Annotated in this window: 15 protein-coding genes; 8 read left to right on the top strand and 7 right to left on the bottom strand. The window is 59.8% G+C overall.

Annotated features, from left to right (window positions below):
• Positions 1–93: 93 nt before the first annotated feature.
• Positions 94–849 (bottom strand): histidine utilization repressor, encoded by a 756-nt coding sequence (gene hutC, locus FFI94_RS18255; protein ID WP_260684501.1) that lies wholly within the window; start codon positions 847–849, stop codon positions 94–96.
• 104 nt (positions 850–953) lie between these two features.
• The gene (locus FFI94_RS18250; protein WP_260684191.1) at positions 954–5,600 is read right to left on the bottom strand and encodes an NAD-glutamate dehydrogenase; all 4,647 of its coding nucleotides are present in this window, start codon (positions 5,598–5,600) and stop codon (positions 954–956) included.
• Between the two features lie 324 nt (positions 5,601–5,924).
• Here FFI94_RS18250 and hutU point away from each other — a divergent pair, with 324 nt between their 5' ends.
• Genes hutU through hutG form a run of 3 tightly spaced genes read left to right on the top strand, consistent with a single transcriptional unit; the run spans position 5,925 to position 9,823 of the window.
• Entirely contained in the window at positions 5,925–7,598 is a 1,674-nt protein-coding gene (hutU, locus tag FFI94_RS18245; protein ID WP_138869074.1) for a urocanate hydratase, read from the top strand.
• Positions 7,599–7,635: 37 nt separating this feature from the next.
• On the top strand, positions 7,636–8,826 hold the full coding sequence (hutI, locus tag FFI94_RS18240) for an imidazolonepropionase (protein WP_138869073.1): 1,191 nt from the start codon (positions 7,636–7,638) through the stop codon (positions 8,824–8,826).
• 22 nt (positions 8,827–8,848) lie between these two features.
• Complete coding sequence (gene hutG / locus FFI94_RS18235) at positions 8,849–9,823, top strand: formimidoylglutamase (protein WP_138869072.1); 975 nt, start codon at positions 8,849–8,851, stop codon at positions 9,821–9,823.
• Between the two features lie 81 nt (positions 9,824–9,904).
• Here the strand turns inward: hutG and FFI94_RS18230 are convergent, their stop codons facing one another.
• The 5 genes from FFI94_RS18230 to FFI94_RS18210 all read right to left on the bottom strand — a co-directional run bounded on the left by FFI94_RS18230 (position 9,905) and on the right by FFI94_RS18210 (position 14,851).
• Entirely contained in the window at positions 9,905–10,813 is a 909-nt protein-coding gene (locus tag FFI94_RS18230; RefSeq protein ID WP_138869071.1) for an ABC transporter substrate-binding protein, read from the bottom strand.
• Positions 10,814–10,824: 11 nt separating this feature from the next.
• The gene (locus tag FFI94_RS18225; RefSeq protein ID WP_138873265.1) at positions 10,825–11,562 is read right to left on the bottom strand and encodes an ABC transporter permease; all 738 of its coding nucleotides are present in this window, start codon (positions 11,560–11,562) and stop codon (positions 10,825–10,827) included.
• Positions 11,559–12,209, bottom strand: coding sequence for an ABC transporter permease (locus FFI94_RS18220; protein WP_138869070.1), 651 nt, complete (start codon positions 12,207–12,209; stop codon positions 11,559–11,561). Before FFI94_RS18220 ends, FFI94_RS18225 begins: the two co-directional genes overlap by 4 nt.
• Positions 12,206–13,321 (bottom strand): ABC transporter ATP-binding protein, encoded by a 1,116-nt coding sequence (locus FFI94_RS18215; protein WP_138869069.1) that lies wholly within the window; start codon positions 13,319–13,321, stop codon positions 12,206–12,208. Before FFI94_RS18215 ends, FFI94_RS18220 begins: the two co-directional genes overlap by 4 nt.
• A gap of 75 nt (positions 13,322–13,396) precedes the next feature.
• Positions 13,397–14,851 carry an aromatic amino acid ammonia-lyase gene (locus FFI94_RS18210; protein WP_138869068.1) on the bottom strand — a complete coding sequence of 485 codons (1,455 nt, stop codon included), beginning with the start codon at positions 14,849–14,851 and terminating at the stop codon, positions 13,397–13,399.
• 491 nt (positions 14,852–15,342) lie between these two features.
• Here FFI94_RS18210 and FFI94_RS18205 point away from each other — a divergent pair, with 491 nt between their 5' ends.
• The 5 genes from FFI94_RS18205 to FFI94_RS18185 all read left to right on the top strand — a co-directional run bounded on the left by FFI94_RS18205 (position 15,343) and on the right by FFI94_RS18185 (position 21,005).
• The gene (locus FFI94_RS18205) at positions 15,343–15,639 is read left to right on the top strand and encodes a hypothetical protein (protein ID WP_138869066.1); all 297 of its coding nucleotides are present in this window, start codon (positions 15,343–15,345) and stop codon (positions 15,637–15,639) included.
• A 416-nt stretch (positions 15,640–16,055) separates the two neighbouring features.
• Positions 16,056–16,532 (top strand): hypothetical protein, encoded by a 477-nt coding sequence (locus tag FFI94_RS18200; protein ID WP_138869065.1) that lies wholly within the window; start codon positions 16,056–16,058, stop codon positions 16,530–16,532.
• A 2-nt stretch (positions 16,533–16,534) separates the two neighbouring features.
• Complete coding sequence (locus FFI94_RS18195) at positions 16,535–17,017, top strand: hypothetical protein (RefSeq protein WP_138869064.1); 483 nt, start codon at positions 16,535–16,537, stop codon at positions 17,015–17,017.
• 471 nt (positions 17,018–17,488) lie between these two features.
• On the top strand, positions 17,489–18,550 hold the full coding sequence (locus tag FFI94_RS18190) for an IS630 family transposase (RefSeq protein ID WP_138869063.1): 1,062 nt from the start codon (positions 17,489–17,491) through the stop codon (positions 18,548–18,550).
• A 229-nt stretch (positions 18,551–18,779) separates the two neighbouring features.
• Positions 18,780–21,005 carry a LuxR C-terminal-related transcriptional regulator gene (locus FFI94_RS18185; protein ID WP_260684189.1) on the top strand — a complete coding sequence of 742 codons (2,226 nt, stop codon included), beginning with the start codon at positions 18,780–18,782 and terminating at the stop codon, positions 21,003–21,005.
• Positions 21,006–21,158: the final 153 nt, after the last annotated feature.

Here is a 21,158-nt window from a genome sequence, read left to right as displayed (position 1 = left end):
TGTAGTGAGGGTCTTAGCTGACCCCCCCGGAGCCAAGCCGCGCGGCAGGTTATCCCGCCCGGCCACACAACGAGTGCCAGTGCAGCCGTGGGGTCACCGCTCGAATGTGCCTTCCAGTCGGTTGCGTGAGCCGGGATGAATCAACCGGGCTGCGCTGACCAACCCGTGGGCTGACCATGTGCGCCGGCGGATCAACAAGCAGGGTTCGGCGCGATCGATGTGCAGGAGTTTGCATTCGTCGGCGCTGCCCAATACTGCTTCCACGATGTGCTCACCACGTACCAGGGGTGCCACCTCGCTGAGATAATTATTGGGAGTCACGGTCGCAAAATCCTGAGACAAGTACTCCGGGGCCTCACGCGGATTCACGTATCGGTCCTCGACCTGGATTGGCGTCTCGTCCTCGAAATGCACCATCAGCGAATGGAAGATCGTCTTCCCGACAGATTCCCGAAGGAACGTCTGTGTGTGGTCGGTTTCCTCTTCTCGGACGAAGGCAACCTCCGTGCGATGTCGGTGACCCCGTCGTTGAATTTCGTCGGCGATGTTCTTGACCTCGAACAACGGCGACGCAGCCTTGGTCGCCGCTACAAATGTTCCGACGCCGATCATCCGCACGATGAGGCCGTCATTGGTTAGTTCACGAAGCGCACGGTTGATCGTCATACGCGAAAGTCCCAGCGCACTGACCAACTGGTTCTCCGACGGTAGTTGATCACCCTCGGTCCATCGTCCGGAATTGATTTGGGAGATCACCAAGTTCTTGACACGCTCGTACGCCGGAGCGGATTCGCCGCCTGCCTCGTTGAACAGCAGCGCGAGTTCTGCGTCTACCTCGGCAATCGCCATCGTCTGCACCTGTTCGTAGGAAACCACCAAGTCGGTTCTCCCACCCGGTGATCGAAGTCTATCCGTTTCGGGCATTCTGCCAGTCTGCACCGCTGGCCTCCGCATCACTGGTTGACCATCCGCCGCAATTGGCTGGTCGCGACGGAAAGCGCGGCCAGGTCACGTTCACCTGAATCTTCGATCTCTGCCAACGTCAGTCGGGACCGTTCGATCCTGGGAGCATTTCTCACCTCCCAGCCTGCAAGCTTCGACTCGGTGGACTCACCCGCTGCCCCCGTGTTCAGGACGTCGAGTGTGAGGGCCCGTATCGTGGCGTACAACTCGTCCCGCAGCGACAGTCTCGCCAACGCATTCCACCGTCCGTCCTTGCTCAGACGGGACACACGGTTGAGCATCGGAACAAGACCGACGTATTCACTCAAGCGGAAGTATAGTGATCCGGTCTCGTCAAGATCGCGGCCTGCACGATCGGAGATTTCGACAACATCGAGAAGGCCGAATTGATCGAGAAGCAACTCAACTCGGTGCACAACTGTCTCGGGAGCGCCTTTCTCCGTGATCGCGCTCGATCGCGCGGCAAGGTTCTGCAGGTCGGAACCCACCATCCATTCACGCAACAACTCCGAAGCTGAAACGAACGGTTTACGGAACGACAGGATTTCAGCACCGACGGCCAAGGGTTGTGGCCGTCGCGTCAGCATCCACCGTGACGCACGATCGAGCAGTCTCCTGGTGAGGAGAATCAGCTCGTCGGACACATCTGTTGTGGTCCGAGCATCTCGAATCTCGGCCCACAGTTCACGTAATCCGAAAACCGCGGTGACGATCGTGAAAGCACGCACAGCGTCTTCGGGCCTCGCCCCGATTTCCTCTCCGAGCCGGAAAACGTAGGTGATTCCGCCACGGTCGACAACCTCGTTGGTGAGTACGGTGGCAATGATCTCGCGGCGAAGTGGATGCCGGACGATGCCTTCGCAGTGATCACGCAATTGCTCCGGGAAGTACTGCACGAGAACCGGAAGAAATACGGGATTGTCGATCAAGTCGCCCTGCAGAAGTTCCGCTTTCAGGTCGAGTTTGATGTGAGCCGTCAACGTCGCGAGTTCCGGAGAGGACAAGCCGAGCCCGGATTTTCGCAGTGCCGCCACCTCCTTTTTTGTCGGCAGTACTTCGAGACGGCGGTCCAGCGATCCCTTAGCCTCCAGGCTGCTGATCAGGCGACTGTGCACTCCGAGCATCTGGGCGCAGTCAGCGCGGGTTGTTCCCATCAGTTCGTTCTGAGAATGGTTGTCCGCCAGGACAAGAGCGGATACTTCGCCCGTCATGGAGGCAAGAAGTTCCGAACGCTCCTCTCGCGTTCGCGAACCTAACGCAATCAATCCATCGACTAGCACCTTGATGTTGACTTCGTGGTCCGAGCAGTCGACTCCCGCCGAGTTGTCCAGCGCATCGGTGTTGATGCGGCCACCGGTACGTGCGAACTCGATGCGCCCCGCCTGAGTCAGACCGAGGTTGCCGCCTTCACCGACCACTCGAACGCGCAATTCGTTCCCGTTCACCCGAACGGAATCGTTGCTCTTGTCACCGACGTCGAGGTCGGACTCCGCCACGCATTTGACATACGTTCCGATTCCGCCGTTCCACAGCAGATCTACCGGCGCCCTCAGGATCACACGAACCAGTTCCGGCGGAGTCATCGCGGTGACATCCGAATCGAGGCCAAGCGCAGCCCTCATTTCTGCGCTGATCGGCACGGATTTCGCGGAGCGATCCCACACTCCGCCGCCGGAGCTGATCATCGTCGAGTCGTAGTCCGCCCAGGAGGACCGAGGTAAAGCGAACAGACGCGATCGTTCCTCGAAGGAATCACCCGCGGACGGATCAGGATCGACAAAGATGTGACGGTGATCGAACGCGGCAATCAGTCGAATCTTCCTGCTGCACAGCATTCCGTTGCCGAACACGTCGCCACTCATGTCGCCGATACCGACCACGGTGAAATCCTCGGTCTGGGTATCGACGCCAAGTTCCCGAAAGTGACGTCGCACGCTTTCCCATGCTCCCCGCGCGGTGATTCCCATTGCCTTGTGGTCGTATCCCACCGATCCACCAGACGCGAAGGCATCACCGAGCCAGAAGTCGTATTGCGCTGCAACATCGTTCGCGATATCGGAGAACTTTGCCGTCCCTTTGTCCGCAGCTACGACAAGATACGTGTCGTCGGCGTCATGCCGAACCACCTTCGGCGCAGGTAATACCGTTCCCGACTGCGAATCGACGTTGTCGGTCACATCCAAGAGTCCACCGATGAACGTTCGATAGTTGCTGATCCCCGACGCCAGTAACGCTTCTCGATCGATGGCAGCCACGCCCGTGGGGAGCGGAGGACGCTTCACCACGAACCCGCCCTTGGCTCCGACCGGCACGATCACAGCATTCTTGACAGCTTGCGCCTTGACCAGCCCGAGTACTTCGGTTCGATAATCCTCTTTGCGATCGGACCATCGAAGTCCACCCCTGGCCACCGAACCGAAACGTAGGTGTACACCCGCCACCGACGGCGAATAGACAAGAATCTCGAACTTGGGTCGCGGAGCGGGTAATTCACTAATCCTCTCCGAGTCGAACTTGAGAGACAAGTGGTCGAACTCGAGCTCGTCACGGACAAAGTAGTTGGTTCGCAATGTATGTCGGATCAGACCGAGAAGACCCCGCAGTATTCGGTCCGCGTCGAGTCCACTCACGTGCGCCACAGCCGTTTCTGCAGCGACGGCACTTGCCACGCCACCGTCGCCGTTCTCCGCTAAGGGGTCGAACCGCTGTACGAAGAACTCGATCAATTGCGCGGCAATGCCGGAATGCGCGCACAGCACTTCCGCGATGCGGGATGCGCTGTAGGGGAATCGTGCTTGCTGGAGAAACTCCGAGTACGCCCTCAGGACAACAACCTGACGCCAGTTCAGACCGGACAGAGCAATCAACTCGTTGAACGGATCCGCCTCGGCGCGTCCTGTCTGGACGGCGACAAAGGCGGCGGCGAGCCGCTGTGCGAATTCGTCGAATCCGTCGGTCGGGGCATTGGCAAATTTCAGAGTGAAATCGTAGATCCAGTACGCGTCGTCAGCGTCCCCAGAGAGAAGGTACGGGCGCTCGTCGAGCACCTCGATACCAAAGCTCTGCAGCGCGGGCAATACCTCGCCCAGCGAGAGAGGCGCCCCCGCGACGAACAACGAAAGCCGATGACTACCACGCTCATTTGTGACAGCCGACAACCTCAGATCTACGGAGCCGGCTTCAAGATCCTCGATGACCGACATGTCCGTAAGTGCTCGCGCGGCGTCGAAATCCTGCTTGTAGGCCGGTGGGAGTCGGTCGGCAAAACATCTGCGGCGGTTCCGCTCTTCGAACTGCGTGACGCCGACAAGAAAACGGTCGTCCCACGTCAAGCAGGCTTCGACTATTCGATCACGGAGCTCACGCGCGCGACGCACCGAAACGAACTCCGCGTCGTGATCCACAGTTGCCGTGAAATGCACTACCGCCAAAGGGGATTCCGATACGCGGCTGGAAAATTCGATGTTCTCGGCTCTCAAAGCGCTCGCGAGCACGGATTCCGCTGTGATCCTGATCGTGGTGCTGAACTTCTCTCGTGGCACGAACAGCAGCACTGCGATCTCACGACCGTCACCCACCGAACGTATGAAGGCGTGCATCGAACGTCGCCCCTCGACTGACGTCAACTCGTCCAGCACGTCTGCGAGGTCGGAAGGGCTGGTGATCAGTATCTCGGCCAGCGGAATGGATTGCACCACTGCCAACATTGCCTGCCCGGTATATGAGTCGCCGTCATACCCAACCGAACTCAGCACCTGTCCGACTCGGTCTCGAACCAACGGCACGTCACGCACGTCGACACCCTCACCGGTAGCCGTGAAGGATCCGACGAATCGGTGACGGCTCTCCTGGAGACGGATGTCGATTGCGGTGACGTACTCGGATCTCCCGTACTGCCGACCGAGGTGAACGATGCCGACCGTCATCGGCGAATCGTCGCTTCGTGGGATCGTCGTGAAACTCTGAGAGGGAAGCACACCGAGCGACATCGACTCGGTCGCCGTCTGCTGAACACAACCGGCGAAGGCGAAGTTGCCGGCGATGCACCACCTTAAGAATTCCGATTCTTCACCGCAGCCCGCCGACAGCAACTGCTCCCTGGCCTGGTCCGCTGCGCGGCCCAGAGCTTCACTATCTTCATGAACTCGAGCGATTCGGTCAAGCACGGCGCGGATGTCCGATACCACTCGGGTCGCTTGATCATCCGTGCAACTCTCGTGGAGCCCGAGGTGGATCCAGGACTCGACCCGTACGGCCTCCCTGTCTACGTTCTCAGAGGCAAGAGCCGGAACGCCGTCAGCGTCGTATACAACGCCAAGGACGGGGTGCAGGGTCAATTCCGCTTCTACTCGCGAACGAGAGAGCGTTTCGAGGACGGCGTCGACGAGGTGCGGCATATCCGCACTGACGACCTGAAGTGCCGGGCCGGTACCCAATACACCAGCCGGGAAGTCGCGAACCACGGACGAGGCTGATCCGCGACTTCTCGCGACTTCGGCGTGCGAGGCGACCACTGCTTGCTTCCGCTGATCGCTCAGCGCAGCGTATTGTTTCGCCGACAACCCCTCGAAATACGGGCCGCACAACGTGCGCACTCGAGCGGCCATGGGCTTCGCGTCGGCTGAAACCGGCTTCATGTCAGCACCTTCCGTCGGGAGCCACGCTGCTCTCGACTTGTTGGAATCTTGATGTGGTGTTGTCTATACAGGACTAGACAAGATGATCATTTCAGAATGTGAGCCTAGGCACAACCGTCACACGGGACGCATTCAAGCATGTTCATTGACATTGTATATACAGGCCTATACATTTAAATTTCGGTGGCAGTGACTCAGCACACAAACGGTCCGCATCAGCACCTCCGTTGGAGCGACTCGTGTCGAACTGACTCCCTGCGTCGAAACGAGCACTTGGACCGACGCACCGACCGCACCACACTTCGGCACAGCAAGGAGATCAACATGGAAATCAGTACCCCCGGCCACGAGGCCCGCCTCGTGCGCGCTCCCCGCGGCCCTGAACTCACCACACTCGGATGGCAGCAGGAGGGCGCCCTCCGGATGCTCATGAACAACCTCGACCCCGATGTTGCCGAGCATCCCGACAGCCTTGTCGTGTACGGCGGAACCGGTCGCGCAGCACGTAGTTGGGCAGCCTTCGATGCCATGGTCGCCACGCTGAAGACGCTGAAGAACGACGAGACCATGCTGGTCCAGTCGGGTAAGCCGGTCGGTGTCTTTCGCACCAACGAGTGGGCGCCCCGTGTACTGATCGCCAACTCGAATCTGGTGGGCGACTGGGCGAACTGGGAGGAGTTCCGACGGCTTGAAGACCTCGGCTTGACTATGTACGGCCAGATGACGGCAGGCTCGTGGATCTACATCGGAACTCAGGGAATCTTGCAGGGTACCTACGAGACCTTCGGCGCCATCGCCAAGAAACGCTACAACGGTTCGCTCGCCGGAACCATCACGCTCACAGCCGGACTCGGCGGTATGGGTGGTGCTCAGCCGCTCGCCGTCACGATGAACGACGGTGTAGCGATCTGCGTCGACTGTGACGTCACGCGCATCGACCGTCGCATCGCTCACCGGTATCTCGACACCAAGGCCGAGAGTATCGAGCACGCGCTCGAACTGGCGACCGCGGCACGCGATGCGAAGAAGCCGCTCTCCATCGGCCTCGAAGGCAATGCGGCAGAGATCTTCCCGGCGCTGCTGGAGATGAAGGCCCCCATCGACATCGTGACCGACCAGACCTCGGCGCACGATCCCCTCGCCTACCTGCCGATCGGCATCGACTTCGGCGACATGAAGACCATGTCGAAGAAGGATCCGCAGAAGTTCACCGAGGACTCGCGTGACGCGATGGCCGCACACGTCCGAGCCATGGTCGGTTTCATGGACGCCGGCGCCGAGGTCTTCGACTACGGAAACTCCATCCGCGACGAAGCCCGCAAAGCCGGGTACGACCGTGCCTTCGACTTTCCCGGATTTGTTCCGGCGTACATCCGTCCGCTCTTCGAGGAAGGCCTCGGCCCCTTCCGCTGGGCGGCCCTGTCGGGCGACCCGAAGGATATCGAGGCAACCGACAAGGCCATTCTCGAACTCTTCCCGGACAACGAGCACCTGCGTCGCTGGATCACCATGGCAGGTGAAAAGGTTGCCTACGAAGGCCTCCCGGCCCGCATCTGCTGGCTCGGATACGGCGAACGGCATCTTGCCGGACTCAAGTTCAACGAGATGGTCGCGTCCGGAGAACTATCGGCACCGATCGCCATCGGCCGAGACCACCTGGACTCGGGTTCCGTTGCCTCCCCTTATCGCGAGACGGAGTCCATGATCGACGGGTCCGACGCAATCGCGGACTGGCCACTCCTCAACGCGCTGGTCAACACAGCTTCCGGCGCATCCTGGGTATCACTGCACCAGGGTGGCGGCGTGGGCATGGGGCGGTCGATGCACGCAGGTCAGGTGTGCATCGCAGACGGTACCGATCTGGCGGCGCGCAAGCTCGAAGCCGTTCTCACCAACGATCCGGGAATGGGCGTCATCCGCCATGCGGACGCGGGCTACGACCACGCTCTCGACACAGCTGCCACACGGGGCGTACGTATCCCGATGAACGAAAACTGAACCATCTCCGACGCCCACTCCCGAGACAAGGAATAAAGTGACCACGAACGGTTTTCGAACCACAGTTCTGACCAACATCGGAACGCTCGTCACCAACGACCCGTCTCTCGGTGAGGGAAAATTGGGCGTACTCCGCGATGCCGCAGTCGTTTTCGACGCAGGCGTCGTTGTATGGGTCGGCAATTCCACTGACGCCCCGGCTGCCGATATCGGTCAGGATATCGGCGGCCGGGCAGTCATTCCCGGCTTTGTGGAGAGCCACTCGCACTTGGTGTTCGGCGGTGAACGAGCTGAGGAGTTCGCCGCCCGCATGGCCGGCGAGAAGTATGCGGCTGGCGGCATTCGCAACACCATCGAGGCCACCCGCCGCTCCACCGAAGACGAGTTGAGGGCCAACGTCCGACGCCTACTAGATGAGTCCTTGCGCTCGGGCAGTACCACCGTCGAATGCAAGACCGGATACGGACAGAACACGGAGAGCGAACTGCGCAGCACGCTGATTGCCGGGCAGTTCACCGACGAGGTAACGCTGTTGGCTGCTCACGTTCCTCCACCCGAATTCGCCGGCCGCGCTGATGATTACGTCGCGATGGCGTGCGACGAGATGATCCCAACCTGCGCACCGCACGCGAAGTGGATCGATGTCTTCTGTGAGCGCGGAGCATTCAATCGTGAACAGGCACACGCTGTTCTGAGTGCCGGCGTCGCCGCTGGGCTGATCCCGCGTGTGCACGGAAACCAACTCGGCGAAGGCCCCGGAGTGCAACTTGCTGTCGAGATGGGTGCTGCATCGGTCGATCACGTCACCTACGTCACCGCAGACGACATCGACGCCCTGGCTCAGAGTTCCACTGTCGCAACTCTGCTGCCTGGCGCGGACTTTTCGACCCGCAACAAATACCCTGATGCTCGCGCACTGCTCGATGCCGGCGTCACAGTTGCCTTAGGCGCCGACTGCAATCCCGGCACCTGCTACACCACCAGTCTTCCGTTCTGCATCGCCGTAGCGGTGCGCGACATGCACATGACCCCGGCCGAAGCCGTCTGGTCGGCCACCGCCGGCGGCGCTCAGGCCCTGCAACGCACCGACATCGGGACTCTGAGCATCGGAACCCGCGCCGACGCGATATCCCTAGACGCCCCGTCCTATCTCCATCTGGCCTACCGGCCGGGAGTTCCGCTGGTGCGGGACGTGTGGAAGAACGGGCAACTCACCACCACTTATTGACATCAATTATCGGGAGGTCCCTGTGGCACATGCCATCACCGTCGACATCGCGCCCAAACCGTGGACTGGCCGGTCAGACGGGCTCAGTCCAGAACACCTGCGGTGGCACCAAGCGATGCAACCCCACAGTGCGAACCTCCCTCCCGGAGATTGTCTGCTGATCGGCTTCTCGAGCGACGAAGGCGTGCGCCGAAACAAAGGCCGTCGCGGTGCCGCCCACGGCCCGGCGGCACTGCGGTCGGCGTTGTCGTCGATGGCTCTGGCAGAACCATTGATTCTGCAGGACGCAGGCACCGTCGTGGTGTCCGGTGAAAATCTCGAAGCGGGTCAAACAACCCTTGGCACTGCTGTATGTACGGCGCTCGATGACGGACACTTCCCCGTAGTGCTCGGGGGCGGGCATGAGATTGCATACGGGACATACCTCGGGGTGGCCGATGCGGCGCTTCGCACACCTGACACGGTTCTCGGCATCTTGAACCTCGATGCGCATTTCGACCTCCGCGCAGATCTGATCCCGAGTTCCGGCACACCCTTTTGTCAGATCGCCGAGGACGAAGCCGCTGCGGACACCTCGCATCGGTATGCCGTCGTCGGCATCAGCCAACCGAGCAACACCACGGCTCTGTTCGACACAGCACACGATCTCGGAGTGACGTACCTCCTGGACGATCAGTGCGGTGTCGGCGACCGCCACCACGTGGAGCACTTTCTGGACGGCTTCCTCGGCAGCGTTGACATCGTCTATCTCACCATCGATCTCGACGTTCTTCCGGCCTCAGTCGCCCCCGGTGTCAGCGCCCCGGCGTCGTACGGCGTTCCGATGGAAACAATTCAGTACGTGTGCGACCGGGTAACGAAAAGTGGAAAACTCGCCGTTCTCGACGTGGCCGAACTGAATCCGTCCCTGGATATCGACAATCGAACTGCACGCGCTGCGGCGAGACTGATCCACAGGGTAGTCACCAAGCACGTCCCCGTAGCACGTCCGCTCTGACCATCTCCTCGATCGCAACGGCCGCCGCACCAGGAAGACTTCCTGGCGCGGCGGCCGTTTGTGCATCCGGACCAAGCCCGGTCAAGGCATCAAACTGTTCTCCTGCAACCATTCCTGAGCGATATCCGTCATGTCGTCCAGGTCTGCAACACGCTGATTCATCTCGATCAGATCTTCCGTGGTCAACGCTGCCGAGACGCCGGCAAGCACCTGACGGACATCCTCACGCGCCTTCAACTCGTTGATAACGGGCGTGATGTTCTCAGCAAGAAACAGGTGCTTCGTATCCTCGAGCGCCACCAGATTCTCGGACCGCATCGACGGGTCGGTGCTGAAGATATCCGCAACCTGGATCTGACCGCTCAGCAGTGCATTGAGCGTTAACGGCCCACCCGCATCGAGCGCCAGGAACTCCCGAAACGTCAAACCGTATCGACTCTTCAAACCGGCCACACCGTTTTCCCTCGTCTTCCACTCAGGTGGCCCACCGAGAGTCAATTTGTCGGCATGCTCCACGAGGTCTTCGACGGTCTCGAGCGAATACTTGTCGGCGGTTTCCTGTTTGACGGCGAGGACGTCCTTGTCTTCCGCGGGTGAAGATTCCAAAGCCACCAAGCCGGCGGGAAGCTTGGCTTCTAGTTCGGTGGCCACCTCGTCCGACGCAGTGGCCGTGGTCTTGCTGTCGAGATACTGCAACAGAGCCCCCGAATATTCGGGGATCAGATCAATGGAACCGTCGCGCAGCGCCGGAATGTACAGCTCCCGGCTACCGATATTGAACTTCTCGGACACATCTATGCCATTGGCCTTCAATGCTTCTGCGTATATGGTCGCAATCAATTGACTCTCGGGAAAGTCCGCGGAACCGATGACGATCGCGCCCTCACTGCTACCACCACCGCCCGCAGCCAGGGGATCCTTGCCGATTCCGCACGCGGAGAGCGCTACTACAGTGGCGCCGACCAGAGCGGCCGTCAACAACTTCTTCATGTCGAATGTCCTTAGATGGGTGTAGGTGCCGGTACGGCGGTGGGCGTCGGCGCTATGATCGACTGCTTGACCTTCGAGCGGTCTCGCCTGGTCAGTCCAGGCGAGACGATTCGAGTCGTCAACGCGCCGATTCCCACATCGAATACGAGTGCAATGAGTGAAACCAGAACAGCGCCGGCGGCCATTTGCCCGTAGTCGCTCTGGGCCTTGCCGTCGATGAGCAACCGTCCGAGACCTCCCAGCGAGATGTATGCGGCAACCGTTGCAGTGGAAACGATCTGGAGCACTGCGCTGCGGACACCGGAGAGCATCAATGGCAATGCACAAGGAATTTCCACCTCGGTAAGAATGCGCATGGATCGAAAACCCATTCCACGCGCCGCGTCGACAGCCGCTTGATCGACGGCACGTACGCCGGCGTACGTGTTCGTAAGAATCGGTGGGATCGCCAGCAATACCAGAACGATCAAGCTGGGAATCAAATAGGCGAGTCGATTCGAGAACGAGGGGGCAATGATCAGGACCAACAGGATCAGCAGGCCGATCGTGGGCAACGCGCGCAGTGAATTCGCCAGCCCCGCAACCACTACCGAACCCCTGCCGGTATGGCCGATGTACAGGCCGAGAGGAATCGCGATGGCTGCGGCGACGACGAGCGCCAAGAAGGTGTACATGAGGTGCTGCAGAACCAGAGTCGGGATACCGTCAGAGCCACTCCAATGAGCGGAATCGAGCAGGAAGTCGATCATGATGTCGTCACTTTCGGGGTCCACGGCGTCAACAGCCGATTCGCCAACATGATGAGGAGGTCGAGAATGAGGGCCAGCACCAGACACAGCGCGATACCCGCGATGATGGGGGTGTAGAACCGGAGTTGGAACCCCTGCGTGAACAGTGAGCCTATCTGCGGGATTCCCAAGAGCGCCCCGAGCGAGACCAGGCTGACATTGGAGACGACAGCCACTCGAAGTCCGGCACAGATCACCGGAACACCAACCGGCAACTGTACTTTCAGCAAGGTTTGATACGGGCGATAACCCATCGCGGTTGCCGCCAAGACCGTTTCCGGCGGAACCGCGTCCAGCGCGTCCGCAACAACCCGCACCAAGAGTGCCACCGTGTAAACGGTGAGCGCCACGATGATGTTCATCGGATCCAATATCTTGGTTCCCAGTAGCGGTGGCAACAATACGAACAGCGCCAACGACGGAATCGTATAGAGCAATCCGGCGGTCCCCACTACATAGGGGTGCAGGCGTCGACTGCGATGCGCCACCCAACCGATCGGCAGTGCCACGACCAGTCCGATCACCAACGGAATCAGCGACAACAGGATGTGCCACCCCACAAGATCGACGATGCGGTCGGATTGTCGTCCGAGCCATTCGAAGTTCATTGGGCACCGACCCCTGCAGAGACCAAGTCTGCCGCCTCGATGGCGTCAATTGCCGCATGAGCGGTAACCGCGCCGATGAGTTCGCCGTGGTCGTCCACTACTACGCCTCGCTTGCTTGGTGCCGACAGCGCTGCGTCCAGCAGAGCGCGCATCGTTCCGCTGGAGTTCGCAACCGTGCCACTGAGATTCAGATCATCAGGCCGGATGATGCCGGTGAGCCGAGCAGGCTCCACCCAGCCGAGCGGCTTCCCTCCGGAGTCGACGATTAGTAGCCAGTTATCCGATGTTGCACCGCGCGCAGACTCCGCCGTATCTCCCAGGTGCGCAATGGGTTCGGGGGAGGTGGGCAAACTTCCATCCAATGTTGCAAATCCCAATGATCGATAGCCACGGTCTCGCCCCACGAAATCAGCCACGAATTCGTCTGCGGGTTGCGTCAACAATTCGAGTGGGGTCGCCGCTTGAGCCAGGATGCCTCCGGTCCGGAGAACAACCACCTGGTCGCCCAGCTTGAGAGCCTCGTCGATGTCGTGGGTGACGATGATAATCGTCTTTCCTAGCTCCTTCTGCAAACGTAGGAATTCGTCCTGCAACTGACCACGAACCACCGGATCCACCGCACTGAAGGGTTCGTCCATCAACATGAAGGACGGGTCGGCCGCCAAAGCTCGAGCCACCCCGACTCGCTGCTGTTGCCCACCGGACAGCTGCCAAGGATACCGGTCTGCGAAATTGACCGCGAGTCCAACCGTCTCCAGCAACTCCATTGCACGCGAGCGTGATTCCTTCTTCGATTTGCCAAGAAGTCGCGGCATAGTGGCGATGTTGTCCACGATGGTCCGATGGGGAAACAGACCTGCATGCTGGATCACGTAGCCGATGCGGCGACGCAGTAATGCAGGATCCATACCCGACGTCGATTCCCCGTCCAGAGAGATAGTTCCCGAAGTCGGCTCGATCAGTCTGTTGATCATTCGCAGCGAGGTGGTCTTACCACAGCCGGAGGGGCCGACAAGAGCAGTGATCCTTCCTGTCGGACATTCGAGATCGAGCTTGTCGACGGCGACCGTACCGTCTGGATACGCTTTGCTTACCTTGTCGAATTTGATCATCGGCGTACTACTTTCGTGTCGAACCGAGTGCTGACCCACTCGGGAGGGGAGTGAAGCTCTGGTGATTCGCTGAAGTCATGGAGTTCGCGCAAGAAATGTCACCGCGGCAGCGAGGTCTGCACTGAGCGGCCGATCCTCGGTGCGCGCGTCGAGAACGCTTTGGGCACGCAGCACGTAGGCACCCAACTCGGTGACCGGATCGAGCACACGGTTCTGCTGCCTCAGCGCTCGGATTGCCGAAATCAATTCGCACGCAAGCACGAGCCTTGATTGAACAAGGATGTCAGTGAGTTGTGTTGCGGCCTGAGAGGCGAAGCTGGCATGGTCCTCGGTCCCTCGAGAAATAACCGTATGCCCCAGCGAACCCGGTGCAGCGGACGACCGAATTTCCGCGATGGCTGCCGAGGTCGTGTACTCGAGCAGCATCGTCCCGCTACTACCCGCGGGCCCGTCGGCCAGAAACGCACGCAGGCCGGTGACGCTCGGATCCGAGAGGTTCGCGAGTCGGCACTGCGACAGCAGTGCGGCACTGGCCAACGCCAACTTCGCTTCGTCGATAGCCAATGCGATGGGCATTCCGTGAAAGTTACCGTTGTGAAAGACTTTGTCGTCCTCGACCGATACCAGGGGATTCTCCGACGACGAGTTCATCTCGACGCTTAACGTCACATTCAATCGTTGGAGTGCCTGCCACGTCGCTCCCAGAATTTGTGGCAATGCGCGAAACCCGAACGAGTCCTGCACTCTCGCGGCTACGACAATGTGCGGCGCAAGAAGTTCACGAATCCGAGCAGCAACTTCTTCTTGTCCAGGGTGCTTTCTTGCCGATTGCACCTGTGCAGCAAAGGGTTCCGATGAGCTTCGGGTAGCGATGGTCGACAGGACGCTAACAACAAGACAGTGCCGCAGCCAGTCCGCGACGTCGACGGCCGTGTTACTGGCGATCGCGACTGTCATGGCATTTGTCGAGATAAGTGGCAAGGCATCACCTTGATGTGGGGCCCACGCGGTGTGAACTGACCCGTCACTTCGCACACTTTCTCCCATCAATCCGAGCGCAATCTCGGAAAATGCGCTGAGGTCGCCTGTCCCGATCGCTCCACGCGCATGGACGATCGGTAGTTGACTGGACGCGACGGAATCCACCAGCGCACCGACGATATCGGGGTGCATTCCGGATCCGCCATTGAGAATCTGGTTGATCCTGATAATCATGGCCGCGCGCACAATGTGATCGGGTAGCGCCGGTCCTGACCCTGTCGCATGGCTTCGCAACAAACGAAGGTCCTGCTCGGCACCGTCTGCCACCGAGGTATCGCGATTCCCACCAACTCCGGTGGTTCTCCCATACACGGGCTGACGGGCCGCTATTCCGACAGCTGTCTCCCAGGACTGTAGCGTCAGTTCGAGCGCCCGAACGGTAGGCAACACGACGATGGGCGCCCCTGCGAGTCCCGCTACCCGTCCCACGGTCAGTGTCGAGCCATCCAGCGCTACTTCCGGATCATCCACCAGAAGTGGTTCAGTCATCAGAACTCCGTCGATCGGCGTGGAACGCCTGTTGGGAACGTGCACGCAGGTCCCTCGCAGTGTGCTCCATCTCACTATTTATGAATGTATAGTCCTGTATATACATGTATCTGTCAAGGGGTAGGTCGGTCATTGGGCACTGTCACGTTGTTGCAGTCGGCAAACTGGGAGGATGTGGCTATCGCAGTCAGGGGCCGGTCAGCCCGCTCAGGTCCACCTTCTGGGTTTGGTTGGTGATCTTCGAGGCCGATGCTGTGGCTTCCGTACCCAAGAGAGAGACATCGGTTCTGGTTGCTGTGTCGGTGAGCATTGTTGTTGCGGCAGAGGGGAGGTCGAGCCCGGTTGGTAGCAGTCCAGCGAGTGCGGATCAGGTCGACCCTGAAGAGAATGTTGCGGACGTCGTTCTTGATGAAGTGCTCGCATAGGGTGATGCTGACAGTGAAGACTCGGAGGATCAGTTATGACAGACTGGCGGCTCACCCCGAACTGGGATGAGCGCCACGATACGTATTGCTTTGGTATCTAACCGGTTAGGTTATCCCCGGCGATATTTCGCTCGCGGCGGTCGATCGCACTCGGTCGCGGAGATGGAGCTGACGGGCGGGGAGATCGTAGGCTGGGAGCAATCCCACCCTGAGGCGGCGGGCCCGGTCCTCGAATCCGGCGACGGAACCCTTATCTTCGAACGCCTGGCCGCGACCGGGAACCCGAACATCAACAGCGCAACTATCGGCGCCCTCGCCGCCGACGACTGGAACCGCAATGGCAAATCGCGGTGCCTGCACTAAGGATGAGGCCCGCCTTCGACAACCTGTGCGACCTCTGCCGCCACGTGGCCTCCAACTCCTGTTTGTTGGCTCGACCGTCCATGCAAATGCCTGCGGGCATTGGCATGCTGTGTGCCAAGTGCGCCCGCAAGGCAGGTATCGCCAATTAGCGCGCCAGCAAGTAAGAGCGGGATTGAGTGCCTCCAGCTCCGACCCCTTGCAGAGGGGCGGGGGTTCGGCAGTTGCTCTGGTCTGATCGCCAAACTGCCGTCGCAAGTCAAATTGGACAGATCCGTCCTTTTGTGACCCAGTGACGCTTAAATTGGCCATATCTGGCCAGCTTGTCTGAATTGGTGCAATTGGTCGATTTTTTTGGCAAACTTCCCTTGCCGAGTTGGTAGTCGGAGCCGCAGAAGTTTCAAGATCGGACACGAAAAATGGAATTTGATATCGAGGACATCATGGCAGGTATAGAGGACGGGGTGGCTGGTGCCGCGGAAGTTGCAGCTGGGGAGGCCCTCCAAGTCGAAGCGCTACCGGTAGTCGAGGAAATGGCCGCCGGGGACGGACCGCTGGACAACGCCCTCGCCAATAACGATGCGCCCGACGCCGGCGCCGCTATAAGGCGTCTCGCCGAAAGTGGCACCAGTCCGTTTTGGAAGGCTGTCAAGGAGGCTTCATGGTTTGTAACCAAGGGCGTCGTCGGCGCCGGAATCGCGTTCGGCATCATGTATGGACTGAATAAAGCAATCGCAACCAAGGCGAAAACGGACAACGTTAGAGGTTCGCTGACGGATTATCTAAAGGAAACAGAAAAGAATTGGGTGTCAAATGGACTCCCCTGGACTGCTGAACTCAAGACGGAGGCAGCGACTGCCGCTTTGACTTTCCCGTGGATCGATTGCACTAAGTAATCATGTCCATTTGGAGTTCAATATCCGATGCATTCAAGTCGGCATATCATGCAGTGGCCGGCGCTGCAGAGACGGCGTACGACGCGGTGTCCGGTGCCGCCGAAACGGCATGGAATTTCGCAACGAATGTGGTCGAACACGGCGCTTTGTCCACAGCGGAAGGTGTAGACATATTCGCGGACGGCTGGGAAAAGGTTTTCAGCGGAGACATTCAAAATGGCTTTAATGCAGTCGGGCTCGGGATGCTCAAGGCCGCGGGGATGGACGCACTCAACCTTGGTCCACAGTACGAACACGCAATCGGAAACGCCGCATTGTGGTCGCTCCAGCAGTCCAAACTGACGTCGAGCCAAATCTGTTTCAGCAAGTATCTTGAGGGTGTCATTGAAGAATTCGGCAGGGAGGGCATTCGGTGGGATCCTTCGATGGAAGATCCGGCTCGTACCGGAGCCACACAACTCCCATGGATCAATCTCGCCTGCTGATTCAGTTGGTGTCGCGAGTTAAGCCCGATGGATGTGAAAGCGTCCGCCCGGCTTGACCGTGCTGTAGGCAACGAGGTGCGGCACCAGATACACCGGCGGGTCGCGAATATCCACGAACTCCATCGTGTGACAACGTATTCCTTCGGTGCCGACATTGGCGACTCGGAGATGATCTCCCGGCGATTGCGACTGCTAGGCCTCGACAACCCCGGCCCACTCGGTACGGCTGGGGCTGCGGCCCCGCAGGTCGTACCCGAAACTTGTCGGTCACGCGGGGATGGGGCGGCACAGGATCATGACTGAAGCCGACCCTCACGCGCGTGATCGTGCGTGGCAGGCGGTGTCGTGCTGGTCGTATCACCGCCCGATGCCCTCGAACGCATCCGACAGATCAGTACAACAATCGGAATCGGGACAGCTAATGTCGCGCGCCTAAAGTTCTTTGACAGTGCGGTTTGAGATACTTCAGGCATGCGGATTAAGCCCCTGATCTTGCGAGACGGCGACGATCTCGAGTTGGCCAGACGGGTACGGTCGAGGTCGATTCCTTCGGGTGCGGCGCGGGCACGGATTGTATTGCTCGCGTCTCAAGGTGAGTCGAATTCGTCGATTGCGGAGTTGGTCGGGGTGTCGAGGCCGACGGTGATTTCCTGGCGCGCTCGCTACGACGCGGACGGGTTGGCCGGCCTCGAGGATGATGCGCGTTCGGGCCGACCGCGTAGTCTCGATCATCGGGAGATCGTCTCGGCGACCTTGATGCCGCCACCGAAGAAATACGGTGTCACACAATGGAGTTCGCGTCTGCTTGCGAAACATTTGGGGATCGGGTACGGGACGGTCGCACGGATTTGGCGTGAGTACGGGGTGCAGCCGTGGCGCAGTGAGACATTCAAGTTCTCCACCGATCCGGAACTCGTCGCGAAAGTCACCGACATCGTCGGGTTGTATCTCGATCCGCCGGAGAACGCGATCGTCCTGTGCGTGGACGAGAAATCGCAAATTCAAGCGTTGGATCGGACTGCGCCGACGTTGCCGACGCAGATCGGAATCCCCGAGAAGCAGACACACGACTACGTTCGCCATGGCACCACCACCTTGTTCGCTGCGTTGGAGATCGTAACCGGAGAGGTGACCGGGATCTGCCGGCCCCGGCACCGTCACCAGGAGTTTCTGGTGTTCCTCAAGCATGTGGCGCGGGCGTATCCGAAGCAGGAACTGCATCTGGTGATGGACAACTATGCCACCCACAAGAAGGCCGAGGTCCGTCAGTGGTTGGCGGCGAACCCGCGGATTCACGTCCATTTCACCCCGACATCGGCGTCGTGGATGAACCTGGTCGAGGTGTGGTTCGGGATCATCGAACGCCAAGCGATCCACCGCGGCACTTTCCGCAGTGTCCGAGAACTGACGAGCAAGATTCGGGACTTCATCAACGGGTGGAATCCGCGGGCGCAGCCGTTCGTGTGGACGAAAACCGCCGAGCGGATCCTGGCGAAAGCTGACTGTAAAACAACTTCAAACTCGGGGCACTAACTCGGCGGATCACGTCCAGCCGACTCAGCAATTGTGGGAGGTGAGACCGCACATTGCGCATATATCATTCCGCGTACACTGTGGGGGGTAAATCTTCCCCGACACATTATAATTCGGCACGGTCCACATGGCGGCTACGCGAGGAAAACTACCGATCGAACTAAGCAGTTTCGTCGGTCGACGATCCGAAACCAAAGAAGTCCACCGTCTACTGTCGGAGCAACGCCTCGTGACTCTGACAGGCCTCGGCGGGGTCGGCAAGACCCGGTTGGCTCTCCGTGTCGCCAGTGAGTCCACCCGAGCGTTCCCCGGGGGCGTATGGTTCGTCGACTTCAGCGAACTGCAGGAGCCGGCGCTCCTCGACCAGACAATTCTGACTGCGCTCGGAGTACAAGACCGATCCACACGGTCACCACGATCGGTACTGATCGACCGACTCGTCAACGACCGGATCCTGCTAGTTCTGGACAACTGCGAACACCTCATCGAGTGGGTGGCCGATACCGTCGCCGAACTACTTCGCCACTGTGCCCGACTGGCACTGCTGGCAACCAGTCGAGAACCGCTGGACATCCAAGGCGAGGCGGTATTGCGAGTACCGCCGATGAAGCTACCCACCAACGCCTCATTGCCCACCGATGACAGTAATGGTGACGCGATGGCGCTCTTCGAGCAGCGGGCACAGTCCACGGTCACAGACTTCCGGATCACCAACGAGAACAGTGCGGTCGTCGAAAAGATCGTTCGCCAGTTGGAGGGGCTGCCTCTGCCAATCGAGCTGGCAGCTGCTCGCCTGAAGGCAATGTCGGTCGATCAGATCCTGCAACGACTCAACGACCGTTTCCAGCTACTGACGCAGGGCAGCCGGAACGCACCGGAACGGCAACAGACCCTTGCACAGAGCATCGACTGGAGCTTCGATCTGTGTACTCCGCCGGAGCAGTTTTTGTGGGCACACTTGAGCGTTTTTGCGGGCAGCTTCGATCTAGAATCGGTCGAGGGAATTTTCTCCGAGGAATTCGAGAACGAAGATCTGGACGATCTGGTGATGTCCCTGGTCGACAAATCAATCCTCATTCGCGAACAAGACGGCCCGTACGTCCGATACCGCATACTCGAGACTCTTCGCGAGTACGGACGCGGCCTGGTGCCGGACGACGAGTGGGACTCACTGCAGCACCGACACTGTAACTGGTTCAGGCAGCTCATCTTCTGCGCCGAGAAGGATTGGATCGGACCGCACCAAATCGATTGGATGGCGCGGATCGACTGCGATCTGCCCAACGTGCGCAGCGCATTGGAGTTCAGCCTGACCGATCTTGACTCGATCGAAGACACACTGCATGCCGCAAGTGCTCTGCACGATTACTGGCTCACGCGTGGTCGATTCAACGAAGGTCGCTACTGGTTGGACCGTGCTCTGACCGCGGTACCCGCTCGAATCGAGGGCACCCTCGGTGACGCGGTAGTCGAAGCCACCGTGACCGGCGCCCTGCTGGCAGCCCTCCAACGCGATATCGCCTCAGCGACAAACCTCACCGAAAAAGCTCGGCTCCAGGCCGAGATCCAGCGCAACGACGACGGACGCGTACTAGCGACGTACGCGCTCGGATTCGTCGCGGTCGCCGACGGCGATCTCGCGCGCGGCGCCGAGTACCTCGACCAGGCTATCGAGGCATTCCAGGCAAACGACAACATCACCCGTCTGGTACCCGCGCTCTACTGGTTCGCATTCGTCGTCGACGCACTCGGCGAAACGGATCGGGCAGCAGGCATCTACGAGCAGGAACTGACGATCTCCGAATCGCAGGGCGAAATCGTGTGGCGGTCGATGACGATGTCGGACTACGGGTCCGCGCTGTGGCGTCACGGCGACCACACTCGCGGTATCGAGCTACTGGAAGACTCCCTACGATTGATGCAGGGGTTAGGAAACCAGTTCGGATGCGCATGGTGCCTCGAGGAACTCGCGTGGACGCTTGTCGACGGGGACGCGAAGCTAGCAGCCACACTGATGGGCGCGGCCGACACACTGTTCGCCGCCACGGGCAGTCCCATGGCCACCTTCGGGAGCATGGTCGCCTACCACGAAGCAGGCGCGCTCGACGCCCGTAACAAGATCGGAGACAAGGATTTCCAACAAGCCTTCGATCACGGAAAAGTTCTCACCCTTGACGACGCGATAGCCCACGCACTGAGGGAACAGCCGCTCAGTCGATCACCGAAAACGACGACCGATGACTCCATACTGACTCCGCGGGAACTTCAGGTGGCCGAACTCGTAGCGCAAGGACTGACCAACAAGGCAATTGCAGAGAAACTGGTCATTTCCCAGCGAACCGTCGACGGCCACGTCGATCACATACGGAACAAACTCGGATACGGCTCGCGCACCAGGATCGCAACCTGGGTGCTCCAGCGCAAAAACAGCCTCCCCAACTCTTCCGGCTCGTAGCGAACTGAATCGCATGTAGGTGTTTGTAGCGCCGGCTCGGGTCTGGCACTACATACGCTTTGGCCGCCCTCGGGGGGACTGTCAGTCAAGGTGCCGGTATTCGACATGGCTGCAACATAGGCGTGTGTTGCGGTTGTCGTTGTCCGTAAGACG

This window comes from Rhodococcus sp. KBS0724 (genome assembly GCF_005938745.2).
Classification (GTDB): domain Bacteria; phylum Actinomycetota; class Actinomycetes; order Mycobacteriales; family Mycobacteriaceae; genus Rhodococcus_F.
Note: the sequence above shows the minus strand (reverse complement) of the source record. Positions and strands in the feature narration are given on the sequence as shown.